We start from the raw sequence: 15,879 nt of genomic DNA on the forward strand, positions 1-15,879 counted from the left end.
TAATCCCAAGTCAGATACAACGCGCAAATTGCAGGGACTTTATATGTACAATCATTGGGCATTTTTATAGCCTAATCAATTCAATCATCATTTGCGAACAGAGAAAGTTGCACAATCGTTGACTTGCCGGGCAATTTTCTACTCAACCACTTTGCATAGTTGTTCTTTAGACCTTTAGCTCTGCTGATGCCTGTCGCAGATAGCGAATATTCGATCATTGTAGTAGAGCGGCCCTCGTAGGTTCGTAACCGAGCCTCGAAATATGGATGATATTCCTGGTTAAAATATCGACTTACGTTAGTTTTGCTCTTCTTTTCGCCAAATATTTCGTTTAGGCTTGCGGCTACCTCGGAGGTGTTCATCCAATTTAAAGAGCCAGTATTCTCAAAAAGCGCCATAATAATTAAAGCTTCCAGATTTGAATCAAATTTCTCCGTCGACGCCCACAAACATCCTAGGTCAAAAGTGGATTTTAGTTTTTTTTCAATCGTACTGCCTAGTTTTTTAACAGTCGAGTTATTCTCAATATGCAAAGACGCTGAATTTTCTCGAATGCCAAGCAGACCCATCTTTACTTCTTTTTCGTCACGCGCAAAAAATCTCTCAGGTGTAACCTTGTCCCTATTTCTTTTAATCGCCCGCTCAAGCCGAATTTCAGCTACAGCATCAATATAGATTAATTCTACTTTCATATTAAACGGCAACTCAGCCTGGAAGATATGAACCTCATTTAACGACCGAAACCCGGTTACCACGACGGAGTTGAAACCGCGTTCTGCTATATAGTTCGCGATTGGACTAGCAACGATACTTGGTTCACTCTCTAGCGCCGCCACAGCGAAATCGACAATAGCATGCTTCGATCTCAACCCATGCCTCTCCCAGAAAGCCTTATACATAAAATCGCTTGCCTCGATATGAGGAATGCCATAAACGTCATTAATCCAAGTGGCGGTGGTAGTTTTGCCAGCGCAAGACGGCCCGCAAATGACTATAACCGCCGGAGCCGCTGGAATTACGGGTAACTCCATTTGCTGGATCGCAGTTTGGAATGTCGGCCTGACAAAGCTTAGCTTTTTTAAAACGGCTTCCATTTTCTGAAAGGCACGAAGTCGAAAATCATACTTATCAGCCACCGAAATCTTTAAAGCACTGAGCGGAAGGGATTCGCCGTCTGGTACGAACCATCTATTAAAACTCCGATCATCAAGCCAAGTGAACAACAGGTTCGAATCAATATGGCGTTCGACATTAGTCACCTCTCCTTGAGTCTCTCCGCAAAACCAAAGAAAGTCCTGTTGTGTACCGAGGAGGCCCTTCCATTTTTGCGGAAGATGCATGACGATATCGCTCCTTACCGAGACCCGTCTATCATTGCCGTGGCGCTTCAGTATCTCGTCAAGCTTATTAAATGTCATTTCTTTCATCCAAAATTTGACATTAACGCCCGGAGTTTCTACATCGTGGCTAAGGGCTGCTATCTTTACCGAGGTGTCCTCAAAAAAAAACGTACTAGCGCCATCATCTGACCGCCGCAACCTTTTTTTCCACTGCGACAAAGCACTCATATAACTTTGAGTTAATAGGTCTTTTCGATTGTCTATTCTCGGCTCATCATAGCTAGCGTAATAATTAACTTCTCTGAAACTTTTTATTTTTAGGCCAATTTTAGATCCGAGGTATCTAAAGTGGGCTATTTTCGTCGCGTTCGTAGAAAAGAAAGTAAGATCAAGCATATATGATCTCCCGGCCATGGTTATTAGGCATGGAGGATAACAACATTGAGTCCGAAAATAAATGCGAAACTCGGGAAAAAACGTTATCGAAATCTGCAGCGAAAAAATACAAAGCTGGACCTACGCTGGACATACCCACAGCATCGCATCCGAGTTCCTTTAAAACCGCCATCGGGTTAGAAACCGATGTACCGTGTAGATTTATCTCTGCCTGCTTCCAAGCGCACTGCTGAAGTGCATTTACGGAGGAACAGAAGGAGTTAAAATCACCAACCGCAACGGCGGCCAATGCGCCAAATACTGCGTGGTAAGTAATCTCATGCACGTCCCGCGAACTAATGGGTATCGTAGTAGAAAATAGATGTCGTTCAGCCTCTAAACTCACAGGCTTAGCATCATTGAGGTAGAGGATCCCCACATCCCAACTGGGCATTTTTTGGAGAGAAAGCGCAACCGGAAGTTCTCGGGGAAGTTGGACATCTTCTGACGAAGTAATCCGCGCAGAATCAAATTTCCTACCTATATCGAAAATGAACCCGCCATGAAAATAGCTATTCAAACCAATACCGGAAGCGCCGCCACGCCCAGACCTTCGCATAATCTCTTCGTCAGAAAGGTTTAGACCGTTCAGTAAACTCATCGCCTCAATTGCAGCAAGACCGACGGCCGTTCCAGTACCGAAACCCATATGCCGTCCTGGCATAGATACCTTCGCCAACCGAATACCATGCAAGTTAAACGAACGTTGCAAATGTAAAAGTCGACATTCAATCGCCTCAATTTCCGAAGCTAGATAACCCATCGTACTTAATAGGGAAAAGTCGATCTGCTCGCTCAGCACATACGAAAAATTGCTCGCAGGCCCGTCTATACAAAAGCCTACGCCGCCGTTTCGGCGGTAGCCAATTTCACCAAGATCAATCAGGCTCATATGTATTCTAGACGGAACCACAATACTTATCATTTATATCTCAGCTTGTTTATTATTGTGAAAAATTAGACTAGTGGCGTAGCCGATACCCAATCAAGATCGAATTCCTCCATATAGCATTGCGCAAGCGCGCTATGGGCCGCCGTGTGAATAGTAGGTGTATTCCGACTCGGTAGATGTTTGAAAACAGGCCCGAAGATGAACTCATCATCGGCTCGCACTATAGAAACGGTGGGATTATGAGAAAAATACCTAAGTTCAATGCGCCCAGGGAAGCGGTGCTTCAGGTCACGAACTACTTCGGCGGTCGTGACAGACTTGCGCTGATTTACAGCATCAAGCAGCCTAGGGTCAGGAACCAAAAACCGGACAATAACACCATTCCTTAAAGCCGAAATTAAAATTTTCTTATCTTCATTGCTCGAAGTATTATCGGCAAAGTCTTCAACAAACCGAGACGCAGTCACACCTTGTACGTCTATTTTCCGTTTTGCAGAGGAAATCACTTTAGCATAGTATTGTTCACTATCCCTACCATCGAAAACGCTCTTGATTTTCATAGAAGAAAATTTTGAGATCCGACTAAACTCGACCCAACTTAAAAGAAATTGTGCCAGTGCGACGGACAACCCAGGAACTAATCCTACTGCAAACACATAAAGGGGTCCCTCATCAGCGAAAAACGTTTTTTGTGTTTTGGTTAAAGAAATTATCACGAACGGAATTAGAAATAGACTCGTACAGATCAAAATTGACCAAGGCAACGATAGCGAATATTTACGATTATAAATCGACATTTATCTTCCCACCAAAAGGATTTCAAAAGACTCTTTATTCGAGAGAACTTTCTTAAAAGAGCGGCGTGATAACCTTACATTATCAAAACTCTCTTTGAAAAGTCCGAATAATTCTTCTTCCGTCGGCTCCTCCCCGGAAACATATGATAATGCAAAAGTAGACCCCTTATTTCGTTCAATCAATTCCCGAATATTAGAGAGCATTAGGCGCTTATCAACCCATTCGTCGCGATACGGTCCCTTTAAAATTCGTTGAGGAGAGCTAATATCAATGAGATTGGGCCACTCGTCGTATCTTGCCAATCCCTCCAGAAAATGATAACGCTGAAGATAGGTATCAGTATTGCGCTTTCGCCTCTTAAAATAAGGAGGATCCAAATATATCAAATCGTACTGACCATCGACTCGCTTTGCACATGATGCATGCCCTACGTAGACATTATTGCGAATTGACCATTGCGCGCGTAAGATTTCACTATGCGCCGAAATCATGTGGTGAGAAAAAGAGCGCTCCCAAGTCGTCCTATTTCCGAATTGCACAGGAACTGTCGAATGCCTTAAGCCTAAATTTGCGCGATGAAATAGGTTGAAAGGCCGTTTTTTTAGACAAGCTTGAAACAGACAATGCAAAAGTAAATCCCGAATCTCTCGATGCTCCCCGCTGATCAAACGCATTATTCCGTCTAGCCAACGATTTTCCTCATGCGTGAAGTAGAGGCCCTCAAACGTCGCACAAATAAATCCATCGACTGGGACCACTGCTTGAAGTAGCTTTTTCAATGACAGCTCGCTGAAACTAACTGCGGATTTCGAAAAAATAGCACGTGCCGATACAGTGTTAAACTCAAAAATATCATTATAAGTAGTCTGAAATCCTAACTTTCCAAGTAGATAGGAAACCGCCCCAGTGCCGCCAAAGGCGTCCAATGCGGTCTTCCCCTCAACGCGCGATAGCTCAGCTTGAAGCCAACTAAGTTGTCTACGTTTGCTACCGTAAAACCGTGTGGAGGGAAAGGCTAATGGTGGTATATCTTCCACTCGTGCTCGGCAAATAATATCGTAGGCATCCCCCTTTTTGGGTAACCACATCCGACTTTCCGCCTCATCGCCTTGGGATTGCTCCGAAGATAGGTATCCAAGAGCTGACCCTCCGTCATCGCTGGCATAGTTAGGATTTTTTTTTGTTCTTAACCGCATCTTCGAGAATTCCTACGCCAAAAATCATAAGTTAGCTATAGTATATCCGCATTTCCACCGGCCAATTAGCAGGAAGCTGAGATCGGACATAATTGACGAAAACACAATCAAAGGTTGAGAATTGCATTGGTGCAACTCCAGCGCTTACCTGGATGTATTCTGGTGTCCAATTTTGACAACTTCGGGAAGAAAATGAGGCATATAGGAAAATTCCGGAATTCGACCGCCGCGTGCTCGACGTGCTGCGCCAGCCGATGGAGTCCGGCCACATCACCATCTCGCGCGCCGCGCGGCAGGCCGACTTCCCGGCGCACTTCCAGCTGATCGCGGCGATGAATCCCTGTCCGTGCGGCTACTACGGCCATATCAGCGGCGTCTGCAATTGTTCGCCGGATCTGATCAAGCGCTACCAGGGCCGCGTCTCCGGCCCGCTGCTCGATCGCATCGACATGCAAATGGAAGTGGCCGCCGTCGAACCGGATGTGCTCAGCGAGGACGCCAACGGCGAACACTCGGCCGCCATTGGCGCCCGCGTACAGGCCGCCGCCGAAGTGCAGTTGCAACGCCAGGGCAAGCGCAACCAGTACCTGACCACGCGCGAAATCGACCAGTTCTGCAAGCCGGACAAACCCGGCAAGGCGCGCCTGAAGGCGTCGATGGAGCAGTTTCAATGGTCTGGCCGCGCCTACCACCGCATCCTGCGCGTGGCGCGCACCATCGCCGACCTGGCGCACGCCGAGCGCATCGGCGAGGCGCACGTCGGCGAGGCGGTGCAGTACCGGCGGGCGTTGCGGGACAGGTAGCAATTGCAGCAGAAATCACGCCAGAACGTTGCTCGATTATTCAAGGGAGCTAGTTCAGCGAAGACGTCGCTATCCCGCGCTGCTCGCGCCTAACTGTTATACACTATGAGCTATCAGAGCTGACTAGGTACTGTCATGGAACGGACACGGCTAACAATTGAAGTGGACGAAACTGATCTGGCGCGTTTGAGGCAAGCCGCGCGCGATCGTGATGTTCGTCTGGAGCAACTGACTGCTGCGGAATTTGTCGAGATTTTAGCGATGGACATGCGCTCTAATCCGCCATTAGCCGCGTCAACGGCGGAATCCAAAGAAACAGCGATATTGAGCAAGCCATCTCGCGAAACACGTCGCGCGGCAATTGCTAGCGTGCATGGCATCTGGAGAAATGACCCAAGCAAACAACAGGATGGTCTTGAATATCAGCGTGAGATTCGGGACGAATCGTGATCGTCCTCTTCGATACCAATATACTTATCGATAACCTTCAAGGCATCAAAGCGGCAGAAGACGAAATCCTGAACTATGATGATGCGGCCATCAGTTCGATCACTTGGATGGAAGTCGCTTGCCGGATGACCGATTTCGAGAAAATTGCTTTCCATTCCTTCCTCGACGCCGCCGCGATCCGGATTATCCATCCCGACGACAATATTATGCGGCGCGCTGCAAGCATTCGCGGTCACAGCATTTTCGTCGGCCCCCGCAAGGTCCCGCTTCTCGATTGCATCATACGTGCCACTGCGGAGGCGTATGGCAGGCTTATTATCACTAGAAATCCTCGGGATTTCTTCGGTCCGGGCAGCAATGTACACATGCCGTATGAGCTGTCGACGGATGCAGCGGGTAACGCGATTGCGGTCAACGCCCGACCTCCGCCAGGGTGAACCGACGAAGCCTGCTCTGACCAACTGTAATACACTACCAGCCACGATAGCTGAAAAGCGATAAAAGCAATCCGGTAGCAGAATAATAATGGTGAAGATGAATCGATCGGTATCTATCAGGCTTTTGTGCATAGGCGTGCTGCTCGGCGCCGGCACGGCTTCCGCCACCGCGGACAATTATGCTGAACGCCACGAGCGTTTGAAGACGATCGAGGCGGACAACTTCAAAGCAGACCTGTCAACCAGGGAAGCGGCAGACCGCGTGGCGACAAGCTATCTCGGCTTATTCGGCAATGTCGACGTCACATCCGTCAAAGACCAACCGGAAATGCTGAAGTCGCTATTCGATGCATCCAGCATGGCCGCGTTCTACACCGACGACGCTTATTACGCAAAGAAGATGCATCAGTATTTCGACCTGCTGAAGTCGGCGGGCGCGGATGAGACGTCTGGAGGTGTGAAAGTATATGGCGCCTACCTCGCCGCAGAAGAATTTGAGGCCGCTACGCGATTTTCAGCCGCACACCCCGACCTCAACGTCGGGCCGCTTCCTGTCATCGTCGCGCAGCAAGCGAGTAGCGGCCTGCAAGAATGGATCATCGACGCCGACGGTAAAAAACTGTCGTCGGCCACCTTCGTCCTGCCGCCAGGCCCTTACATGATGGTGGCATCGTCCATACATTGCCATTTTTCACTCGACAGCATGCGCGCGCTGCAAAGCTTCCCCGACCTGGACCGCTTGAGCGGCCGCAGCAAGTGGCTGATGCGCATTGAAAGGTCCACAAATTTTGCCGAGATCGCGCAGTGGAACAACACGCACCCCAAGTTCCAATTTTCGGTTCCGCGAAAGTATGCCACCTGGACCGGCATCAGCCACTGGGATACCCCGACCTTCTATTTCTTCAACAATGCCAAGCTGGTCTACAAATTTTCCGGATGGCCGGCAACGGGGAATATGGACAAGATCAAGCGCGGCATGAGCGAGGCGGGCTTCTACCGCTCACCGCAATGAGCCCGCATAAATCCTGCATCGCCCCATCAATGCTGATAAACCGAACCTACATTGCCGCTGCCGGCCTGCGCGATGCTGGCCGTGAAGCCCTCACCCACCTGGATAATCGTTGCGACATTTAACGGCGGCATCCCCGACAGCGTCACCCCACTCTGCACCACCGTCGCGGCGTTGAGATTTCCGGTCTGCACAATGGTCGAATCGTTATACTTCAAACTCTTGGTGACGGTCGCCGTATTACCATCGCCGGTTTGCATGATGGACGAGGGGCTGCGACCGCCGCTGCCGGTATGCGTCGCCCGGTTGTCGGCGCCGTTTTGCACAATCGACGTGCCATCACCCAAAGAGCTGCTGCTCCGCGTCACCGTGGCAGTGTTGCGCATGCCGGTCTGGTACACGGTGATACCGCCGGGGTAAGTGTCCGAATACTGGGTAACGGTTGCCGTGTTGCCGATGCCGTCTTGCGTGATGACGGGGCCGCCATAAGCGGCTCCGTTCTGATCGACGGTGATGACATTGTCGGCGCCGGTCTGCCGGGTCTGGACCAGATTATCCACGTGGGACTGATTGATATAGGCGGTATTGCGCGTCCCGGCCTGTACTGCGTCGACCGCGGGTGCGAAACTGTCCACCTGGCTGATCAGCACCAGATTATCGTCGCCGGCCTGGTTGACGGTCGCTCTGGCGCCGGTCGTCGCCCGCTGCTGCAGGATCCCGGCGAGGTTACGGTTACCGTCTTGCGTGATGGTGGCCATGCCTCGTGTATCCCTCTGCACGATGCCGCCCTCCACCGCCGCGCCGCCTGCGATATTGTCGTTGCCGGTTTGCGTGATCGTGGCCTCGGTGGGCCGTCTCGCATTATCCTGTTCGATCCCCGCGCTGTTGTTGGCGCCGGTTTGCGTCAACGTCGCCTGGTTCTGCTGCGCCAGACCGGCCTGGCTATAGGTCAACGATACGATGAACGCTGCAGCCAGCGCGGCTGCGGACAAGGTGGTTTTCATGATCTTCTCCCGAGGTTATGCTCTCGAGTATAGAAGCCGGTCCCCCGCCTAATTTGACAGCGATCAGGCCGGGGAACGATACATCGATCGTAGCGACGATTCAGTCCGAGCCGCCCATCCAGAATTTCCATTCGGCCTGTTGCTTCGCCGAGTTCAGCCGGGACTTTTGCCAGCTCGCCTTGTCGTCGAGCTTTTGCCACGGCTGCCTGCCTGCGGCGGTCGTGGAGGCGACGTACTGCCGCCAGCGGTAATGGTCGTAGACCGAGATGATATGCGCCGCATACGACTCCGCCACGCCCCGGTCGCCCTCGATGACCAGGAAGTTCTCGTCATTGCTTTCCGACGCCATCTGCGAGAAATTGTGCGAGCCGGTGACGACCACGGGATGCGTGCCGAACGGGTCGATGCACAGCACCTTGCTGTGCACAAGGACCGAAATTTTCCCTCCCCGCATGAATTCCTCGGCCCAAAACGCAAACTGCTGCTTGATGCCCGAAGGCGTGAACACGTCCAGGTTCATCGGGTCCGACTTGCTGCCGCCGACCAGCTCCGCCATCAGCGCGCCGTCCGCGCCGCCGACAAACCGGTTCAGCACGCCGCGCACGAATTGTCCTTGCGCGCGCTCCTCCAAAATATCCAGCACCGGGCCGTTCGGGCCGGGCATGAAGGACAGGAACAGGATGCCGTCCTGCGCGGCCTCGACCAGCGCTTGAAGACTTTTGAGATCCGCATTCTTGACCGTTGGCGTGAACCACGGCTCGATCTGCGCCGGCACGGTGGTGCCGGCAGCCGGCGCCGCGTTGCTTGTCTTCAAAGTCGACGGCGCCTCGCTTCCCGCCTCGGCCAGACGGCGCCACTGCGCCAGGTATTGCGTGGCCAGCTCGGCGCTCTCGATCAGCACCGCATTGTTTATTTGGGTGAAAAGCCCTGTCGGCGTCAGGTTGGTGGAGCCGGTCCACACGGCCACCGGCCGGTCGCCATCCAGGACGACGATGAACTTGTTATGCCCCAGCGCGCCCACCTTGCCGGGAGCGGCGGTCATGCGATCGATAACGACGCAGCCCGCCTCGTGCACCTTCGCCCGGCCCTCGGCGTTGGCATCCGGTTCGGTGGCCTTGGTACTGCCGTTGGCCAGCACGATATTGGCGCGCGGTCCAAGGTCGCAAAACCGCTGGGTGACTTCGTCGTCCTCCAGTTCGAAAAGGGCAGCGTACAAGCTGATGTCGGGGTTGCGGTCGGCGTCGTCGAACAGCTGGCGCAGCGCCAGGATCAGCGATCCGCCGCAGAAATCGCGCAGGAAGTCGCTGGAGACATCGGAGATCCGCTCGACCAGTTCGGTCCCGGTCTCGATCTCCATGTCGGCGGCGACCTTGGCCATCCAGCGCGAGGCGGCCATCGGGCGATTGAAGAAGCAGCTCAACCGTCCGCCGGCCGGCTGGACGGCATGGACCTCGACCCAAGCACTGGCCCACTCTTCCCGTGGCTCCAGGGCACCGGGCGCTCCGACCATCGGTACGATCCGGTACTTGGCACGGTCATTGAAGCTCACCTCGTGGTCCGTCCAGCTATAACGCTGAAACGGCCAGACATCCGACGGCTGCCGCTGATCGGGCCCGCCGCCGACATCCTTGGCGAAGCCGACGCGGTTGACCAAGAACTCGGCTTGATTCAGCGGGCGATTTTCGTCATCGCTCTCCAGCCACACCCGCTCGATGGCGAAGCCGATGCAGTTTTGCAGCTCCCCGGCCCGCCAGATCAGAAAGGCATCGTCGGTGTTGCAATACACATTGAGTTGGACTGGGCCCATCTGTTCCTCCGTGCCGTTGGTTTAGAAAGCGTGAATTGGCGGGGACAACACAGTGACAGTAGCAGCGACGCATGACCGGAACGTGTCAAAACGACATAGATTTTTGCTATCACTTGTCGCCGGAGACGGGGCGCCTTACATCTCCCACTGGAACTTCATCGTCAGCGACTTGCTCACCGTATCCGGCGCGCGCGTCTTGTCGCGAGAATAGCCGACCGACAGCGAGCGGCCGTGCCGCCACAGGTGGCGATACAGCAGCGAACGGTGCACCTGGCGCTCGGCCCAGGGCTCCAGGCCAGACACACCGTCGTCGCGCCGCGCCGCCGAGGTGTTCTGCGCCAGCAGCCGCAGCGAGTCGGCTGGCGTGAAGTGCAACATGCCCAGCCAGCGCCAGCCGTTGTCGACGAAGGCCGGCCGCCCCAGCGTGCCCTGCACCCAGGCGCGGTTGACGCGCTGGTCCAGCTCCATCGCCCAGCCGCGCGGCAAGGCGAAGCGCAGGCCCAGTTCCACCAGCGCGTTGCCGCCACGGCCGACACGGTCGGCGTCGACGTCGAGCTGCTTGCCCAAGGTCACTTCGGACCTGAGCTTGGTGATCCACGGCAGCGGCGATGTTTCCAGGCCGAAGTGCAGCGCCGGCACGTCGTGCAGCCGCCCTTCACGCCGCCCGCGCTGCTGGTCGAAGCCCAGGTTGGCCCAGAAGTCCGTCTGGCGCGCGGCGCGGAACCAGATGCCCGGTTGCAGCTTGCGCTCGACGATCTGGTTGGCCTGCTGGCCGGAGAACGCATCGGACACCGTGCGGATCTCATGCAGCCCCAGGTGCGCTTCCATCTCGTACGCCTCGACCGCCATGTCCGCCACTTCCAGCCGCTGTGGACCCAGCCTGCGGTTGAGGTTGATATCGGTCTTGACGATGCCCGTTTGCGGCACGAAACCGTTGTCGTTGACGAAGCCCGGGCCGACGGCCTCCAGCTTCAGTTCGTTCCACCAGCCCTCTGACAGGTGCGTGTACTTGCCCGACAAATAGGCGCCATTGCGTGAGCGCACCCGCACCACGTCGGCCACCGGTTCGGTGACGAAGCCGGCGCTGGTCTGCGAGTGCATCAACAGCCAGGTCGCCTGCTGGCCTTCGCCGCGCCATTGGCCGTCGAAGCCGAACACCTGGTTGCTGCCGGCGTCGCCATAGTCGCGCTGCGAGACGAAGGCGCCGAGCACCGTACCGCCGGCGTGCCAGCGCGCGCGCAGCAGGCTGGTCAGGGTACGCCGCGTTTGATCGTACTCGGCCGTCTCGTACGGCCCGCCGCGCAGCACGATGCCGCCCTCCTGGTCGCGCAGGCTCATCGCGGTAGCGTCGGCCTGCGCCGCGCGCCAGGTGCCGCGCAGGCCCCATTCCGGGTCGGCCACCGTACGCGAGTAGAAGGCCGCCAGCGGCAGCCCCAGCACGTCGGCGCTTTCAAGGAAGAAGCCGCGCTTCTCCGGCAGGCTCAGCGCGATGCGGCTGGCGCCCGACGACGTCGGCTCGTCGATCTCGACCTGTGAAAAGTCCGGGTTCAAGGTGGCGTTGAAGACCATGTCCGCGCGCGGGCGGGCGTTGATCTCCAGGCCCAGGCTGCCCTTGTTGGCGCGTTGCCGGCCGGCGCCGTCGGTGTCGCTGTTCGAGCGCAAGGTCAGCTCCGGCTTGATGTCGAGGAAGCTGCGGTCGCGCACGGCGGCGACGGTGCCGCCCATGCCGTCGATGTCCTGCATCACGCCGATATGGCCGATGGTGTCGGTGGTTAAGGGCGTGCTGGTCAGCAGCAGGCCGCCGGCGTGCGGCACGTTGCGTTCGATCATCACGCGCCAGGCCTTGCCGTCGGCGTACGGAAAGCGCAGGTTCGACAGCGGCCAGCGCACTTCCATGCTGTAGCCGTCGGGCAGGCGCCGGACGGCGGCGTCGATCGGAAAATCGGGACCGAGATCGGACTCATCCTCGTCGGCGCGGTACATGCCGTCGTTGAGCACGCCGGCGGTGTTGACGCGCACGAACTGGGCGGCGCGGCCGTGGCCGGTCGGGTCGAGCCAGATGCCGATGAAATCCTGGTCCGTGCCGACCTTGTCGCGCCGCGCCAGCGAGCCGCGCAGTTTCTCCGGCGTAGGGTCCCAGGCGCGGATGCCGAACACCAGCGCGCCGTCGTCGATCAGCAGGCGCACGGTGGTGCGCAGCGCGGCCGGCGCGGCGTTGCCGCTGTTGGGCAGGAATTCGTGGAAGGTGTCGAACTCCGGGGCGTCGCGCCAGGCGTCCTCGTCCAGCGCGCCGTCGATCTTCACCGGGGAAGTGTGGCCGATCAGGCGCGCCGGCAGCGGCAAGACCTTGCGCTGCTCGCGCTCTGCGACCTCCAGCGCCTGGACCTCGCACATCGCGGCCAGACCGGAAAGAAACAGCATGCCGGCACCGACCCGGGCATTGCTCGCCACTCTGCTCAAAACTTTGATTAAATGATCCACCGCCGCCTTCAAATCAACCGCAGCCAAGCAAGCTACGCGGGCGGTAGTTTAAACTAAAGAAATATCTTTTTGAGAACTTTTTTGAGCGGGCATCGCACGCTGTTTCGACATGACCGGCATTGTGAAATCCACCAATCCGCGTAATGATTCTTCCCATCTGAACCTGGAAGCATGGTTTCGCTCATTCTTATCTGCTAATCTTTTTTTTAGAAACAAGCAAAGAGACAAGCAAAGAAACAAGCAAGACCCCACCGAGCGACCTCGGCCACCTCATGCGCGTGGCCCTCGTCTTATCGGCGCGGAGTACGCGAGGTACTCCAGTGAGCGCTGCCGAAGCAGCGCCTATAACTGGAGACATGTCATGCGCATCGCCAATTCAGGCCCGAAAAAACGGCCTATTCCCGTACCGTCCCTGGTGGCTTCGGCCATCGCCGCCACGCTGCTGTGCGTTCAACCACCAGCACAAGCGCAGGACACGCGCGACGTGCGCGAACCCACCCTGCCGAAGTCCTGCGCGACCGTGACCGCCGAAGCCGCGACAGCCGGCCGCGACGACGCCGCGCGCATCCAGAAAGCCATCGACCAGTGCACGCAAGGCGGCGCGGTCCACCTGGCGGCGGGCGGCGACAAGCATAACGCCGCTTTCACCGCCGGCCCGTTGACGCTCAGCAACGGCGTCACCCTGGTGGTGGATGCCGGCGTCACGCTGTACGCCAGCACCAATCCCATGCTGTTCGACACCGGCGAAAAAGCCTGCGGCACGCTCGACCTGGCCGGCAAGGGCTGCCGTCCCTTCATCACCGTCAACGGCGCCAAAGGCGCGGGCATCATGGGCGACGGCGCCATCGACGGCCAGGGCGGCCAACGGATCGACGGCAAGCCCGAAACCTGGTGGCAGATCGCCCGTCGCGCGCAAAAGGAAAAACTGCGCCAGAACGTGCCGCGCCTGATCCAGATCGACAACGCGCGCGACTTCACGATGTACCGCATCACCTTGCGCAACTCGCCCAACTTCCATGTCGCCCTGAACAAGGTGGACGGCTTCACCGCCTGGTCCGTGCGCATCGATACGCCACATGACGCGCGCAACAGCGACGGCATCGATCCGGGCGCCTCGCGCAACGTGACCATCGCCCACAGCTACATCCGCACCGGCGACGACAACGTCGCCATCAAGGCCGGCAACAACGGCATGAGCGAAAACATCTCGATCCTGCACAACCATTTCTACAGCGGCCACGGCATGTCGATCGGCAGCGAGACCAACGGCGGCGTGCGCAACGTGCTGGTGGACGACCTGGACATGGATGGCACCACCTCCGGCCTGCGCATCAAGAGCAACGACCGGCGCGGCGGCGTGGTCAGCGGCATCGTCTACCGCAACGTCTGCCTGCGCGGCAACCGCTGGCCGCTGTATATCGACACCAACTACGAGCCCGGCCCGGCCGGCCAGCTGATTCCGTCGTACAACGGCGTGCGCATGGAAAGCGTGCACAGCCTGACGCCCGGCCAGGTTATCCTGCAAGGCTACGACGACGCCCATCCGCTGCGGCTGACCTTGAAGGATGTGGTGGTGGACGGCAATCCGCCGGTCAAGACTTCGTCCATCAAGCTCGACGGCCAGCTCAACGCGCCGGACGCGCGCGCGGTCGATTGCGCCAAGCGCTTTGTGCCCTTCCCCGAAGGCCCGGAGGCCTGGCCGGTCAAAGTCGCGCGGCAATGATCATGCGGCTCCTTTTTCCCGTCCTCCTTGGAGCGGCGTTGCCGCTGCATGGTCACGCCGCCGACTCGCCCCGGTGGAAACTGTCGCCGGCCGCGCGCGCCGCCGACGTCCAGGTCGATACGCCGTTGCGGATCGTTTTCGACAAGCCGCCGGTGCTGGGCGCCGATGGCGCGGTCCGCATCTACCGCGTCGCCGACCGCGCGATCGTTGACGAGCTGCGCCCGGGCGAGGACGTCGATGTCATCGGCAACCCGCAGCAGGAATACAAGCGCGTGGTGCGCTACACGCCGATCACCGTGCAAGGTGCGACCGCGACCATACGCCCGCACAGCGCCAAACTCGACTACGACACCGAGTACGAGATCGTCATCGACGCCGGCGTGTTCACCGGCGCCGGCATCGCCCCGTGGACCTTCCGCACCCGCGCGGCGGCGCCGACCGGCAACAACCTCAGCGTCGACGATGACGGTCCGGCCGACTTCCGCACCGTCCAGGGCGCGCTCAACCACGCGATGGGCCAACTGCCGCGCGCGGCGCCGGTGTCGATCCGCATCGCCGACGGCCGCTATGACCAACTGCTATACCTGCGCGGCAAGGACAACATCACTTTGCGTGGCGAAAGTCGCGACGGCGTCATCCTCGAAGCGACCAACAACGACGGCATCAATCCCGGCACCGGCGCCGGCCGCGGACCGCTGACACCGGCCGCCAACGGTGGCCGCTCGGTGTTGCTGATCGAGGATGCCGACATGGTGACGCTCGACCATCTCACCTTGATCAACAACACCGTGCGCGCGCACAGCAAGGGCGGCCAGGCCGAGACGCTGGTCTTCAGCAGCGACCGGGGACGCCTTGTCGCGCGCGATGCCAGCTTCTTCAGCGAGCAGGACACGATCCAGGTCAAAGGCTATTCGTGGTTCCACCGCACGCTGATCGCCGGCAATGTGGATTTCATCTGGGGCGGCAACCGGGCGGCGCTGTTCGAGGACAGCGAGATCCGCACCGTCGGCGACAGCGCCCATGCCGGCGGGGGCGGCTACATCGTGCAGGCGCGCACCGTCGCGGCCGGAGAGCCGGGGTTTGTGTTTCTCAACAGCCGGTTGACGCACGGTCCTGGCCCGTTGGGCAACGATGTGCCGGCGGGCAAAGCCTACCTCGCGCGGCAGGGGCCGCCGGCGACCTGGGACAACGTCAGCTTTATCAACTGCCGCATGGACAACCATATCGCGGCGCAGGGCTGGGCGCCGAAAAAGCCGCAGACGCCCGAGGCAAAACCGGGCGCCGGCTGGGGCGAGTTCGGCAGCATGGACCTGGCGGGACGGCCACTGGATGTGAGCCAGCGCACGCCGGGCCACCAGTTGACGGCCGAACAGGTCGCGGCCCGCTTCGGCAGCAGACAACAGATTTTCAACACATTCAACGACGGCAAGGGTTGGAACCCCGTCCCGTAATTGTTTCACCTGGCTTCACCGCTTCACCACAGACGTTTCATTATAAAAAAATA

The 15,879-nt window shown here is 57.4% G+C and carries 13 protein-coding genes; 6 read left to right on the plus strand and 7 right to left on the minus strand.

Features of this window, described 5'->3' with window-relative positions; genetic code table 11:
• Positions 1–80: 80 nt before the first annotated feature.
• From AC0IYS_RS27095 to AC0IYS_RS27110, 4 genes are read right to left on the minus strand one after another with little or no spacing between them, the layout of a single operon-like run.
• A complete protein-coding gene (locus tag AC0IYS_RS27095; protein ID WP_471708075.1) occupies positions 81–1,736 on the minus strand; it encodes a non-canonical purine NTP pyrophosphatase in 1,656 nt (551 codons plus the stop codon).
• Positions 1,729–2,700 carry a beta-ribofuranosylaminobenzene 5'-phosphate synthase family protein gene (locus AC0IYS_RS27100; RefSeq protein WP_471708076.1) on the minus strand — a complete coding sequence of 324 codons (972 nt, stop codon included), beginning with the start codon at positions 2,698–2,700 and terminating at the stop codon, positions 1,729–1,731. Before AC0IYS_RS27100 ends, AC0IYS_RS27095 begins: the two co-directional genes overlap by 8 nt.
• A 32-nt stretch (positions 2,701–2,732) precedes the next feature.
• Positions 2,733–3,464: a hypothetical protein gene (locus AC0IYS_RS27105; protein WP_471708077.1), complete on the minus strand. Its 732-nt coding sequence runs from the start codon at positions 3,462–3,464 to the stop codon at positions 2,733–2,735.
• Positions 3,465–4,553 carry a DNA adenine methylase gene (locus AC0IYS_RS27110; RefSeq protein WP_471708078.1) on the minus strand — a complete coding sequence of 363 codons (1,089 nt, stop codon included), beginning with the start codon at positions 4,551–4,553 and terminating at the stop codon, positions 3,465–3,467.
• A gap of 317 nt (positions 4,554–4,870) precedes the next feature.
• Here AC0IYS_RS27110 and AC0IYS_RS27115 point away from each other — a divergent pair, with 317 nt between their 5' ends.
• From AC0IYS_RS27115 to AC0IYS_RS27130, 4 genes are all read left to right on the plus strand, one after another.
• Positions 4,871–5,464 (plus strand): ATP-binding protein, encoded by a 594-nt coding sequence (locus AC0IYS_RS27115; RefSeq protein ID WP_471708945.1) that lies wholly within the window; start codon positions 4,871–4,873, stop codon positions 5,462–5,464.
• Positions 5,465–5,599: 135 nt separating this feature from the next.
• A complete protein-coding gene (locus tag AC0IYS_RS27120; RefSeq protein ID WP_471708079.1) occupies positions 5,600–5,914 on the plus strand; it encodes a hypothetical protein in 315 nt (104 codons plus the stop codon).
• Entirely contained in the window at positions 5,911–6,351 is a 441-nt protein-coding gene (locus AC0IYS_RS27125) for a PIN domain-containing protein (RefSeq protein WP_471708080.1), read from the plus strand. The genes AC0IYS_RS27120 and AC0IYS_RS27125 overlap by 4 nt, the downstream gene beginning before the upstream one ends.
• Positions 6,352–6,439: 88 nt before the next feature.
• Entirely contained in the window at positions 6,440–7,363 is a 924-nt protein-coding gene (locus tag AC0IYS_RS27130) for a hypothetical protein (RefSeq protein ID WP_471708081.1), read from the plus strand.
• 26 nt (positions 7,364–7,389) lie between these two features.
• Here AC0IYS_RS27130 and AC0IYS_RS27135 read toward each other — a convergent pair whose 3' ends face one another.
• The 3 genes from AC0IYS_RS27135 to AC0IYS_RS27145 form a co-directional block, all read right to left on the minus strand.
• The gene (locus AC0IYS_RS27135) at positions 7,390–8,364 is read right to left on the minus strand and encodes a hypothetical protein (RefSeq protein ID WP_471708082.1); all 975 of its coding nucleotides are present in this window, start codon (positions 8,362–8,364) and stop codon (positions 7,390–7,392) included.
• Positions 8,365–8,464: 100 nt separating this feature from the next.
• On the minus strand, positions 8,465–10,171 hold the full coding sequence (locus tag AC0IYS_RS27140; protein ID WP_471708084.1) for a phospholipase D-like domain-containing protein: 1,707 nt from the start codon (positions 10,169–10,171) through the stop codon (positions 8,465–8,467).
• Positions 10,172–10,306: 135 nt separating this feature from the next.
• Complete coding sequence (locus tag AC0IYS_RS27145; protein ID WP_471708085.1) at positions 10,307–12,592, minus strand: DOMON domain-containing protein; 2,286 nt, start codon at positions 12,590–12,592, stop codon at positions 10,307–10,309.
• A 421-nt stretch (positions 12,593–13,013) separates the two neighbouring features.
• Between AC0IYS_RS27145 and AC0IYS_RS27150 the strand changes: the two genes are divergently transcribed.
• Together AC0IYS_RS27150 and AC0IYS_RS27155 are read left to right on the plus strand one after the other, a co-directional pair.
• Positions 13,014–14,375, plus strand: coding sequence for a glycoside hydrolase family 28 protein (locus AC0IYS_RS27150; protein WP_471708086.1), 1,362 nt, complete (start codon positions 13,014–13,016; stop codon positions 14,373–14,375).
• 2 nt (positions 14,376–14,377) lie between these two features.
• Complete coding sequence (locus AC0IYS_RS27155; RefSeq protein ID WP_471708087.1) at positions 14,378–15,826, plus strand: pectinesterase family protein; 1,449 nt, start codon at positions 14,378–14,380, stop codon at positions 15,824–15,826.
• Positions 15,827–15,879: the final 53 nt, after the last annotated feature.

The organism is Duganella sp. AC237 (assembly GCF_979254035.1).

Excerpts from the sequence above, each read along its gene's own strand:
- AC0IYS_RS27095 (WP_471708075.1), bottom strand. The coding sequence starts at position 1,736 with ATGCTTGATCTTACTTTCTTTTCTACGAACGCGACGAAAATAGCCCAC.
- AC0IYS_RS27100 (WP_471708076.1), bottom strand. The coding sequence starts at position 2,700 with ATGATAAGTATTGTGGTTCCGTCTAGAATACATATGAGCCTGATTGAT.
- AC0IYS_RS27105 (WP_471708077.1), bottom strand. The coding sequence starts at position 3,464 with ATGTCGATTTATAATCGTAAATATTCGCTATCGTTGCCTTGGTCAATT.
- AC0IYS_RS27110 (WP_471708078.1), bottom strand. The coding sequence starts at position 4,553 with ATGTGGTTACCCAAAAAGGGGGATGCCTACGATATTATTTGCCGAGCA.
- AC0IYS_RS27120 (WP_471708079.1), top strand. The coding sequence starts at position 5,600 with ATGGAACGGACACGGCTAACAATTGAAGTGGACGAAACTGATCTGGCG.
- AC0IYS_RS27130 (WP_471708081.1), top strand. The coding sequence starts at position 6,440 with ATGGTGAAGATGAATCGATCGGTATCTATCAGGCTTTTGTGCATAGGC.
- AC0IYS_RS27135 (WP_471708082.1), bottom strand. The coding sequence starts at position 8,364 with ATGAAAACCACCTTGTCCGCAGCCGCGCTGGCTGCAGCGTTCATCGTA.
- AC0IYS_RS27140 (WP_471708084.1), bottom strand. The coding sequence starts at position 10,171 with ATGGGCCCAGTCCAACTCAATGTGTATTGCAACACCGACGATGCCTTT.
- AC0IYS_RS27145 (WP_471708085.1), bottom strand. The coding sequence starts at position 12,592 with ATGCTGTTTCTTTCCGGTCTGGCCGCGATGTGCGAGGTCCAGGCGCTG.
- AC0IYS_RS27150 (WP_471708086.1), top strand. The coding sequence starts at position 13,014 with ATGCGCATCGCCAATTCAGGCCCGAAAAAACGGCCTATTCCCGTACCG.
- AC0IYS_RS27155 (WP_471708087.1), top strand. The coding sequence starts at position 14,378 with ATGCGGCTCCTTTTTCCCGTCCTCCTTGGAGCGGCGTTGCCGCTGCAT.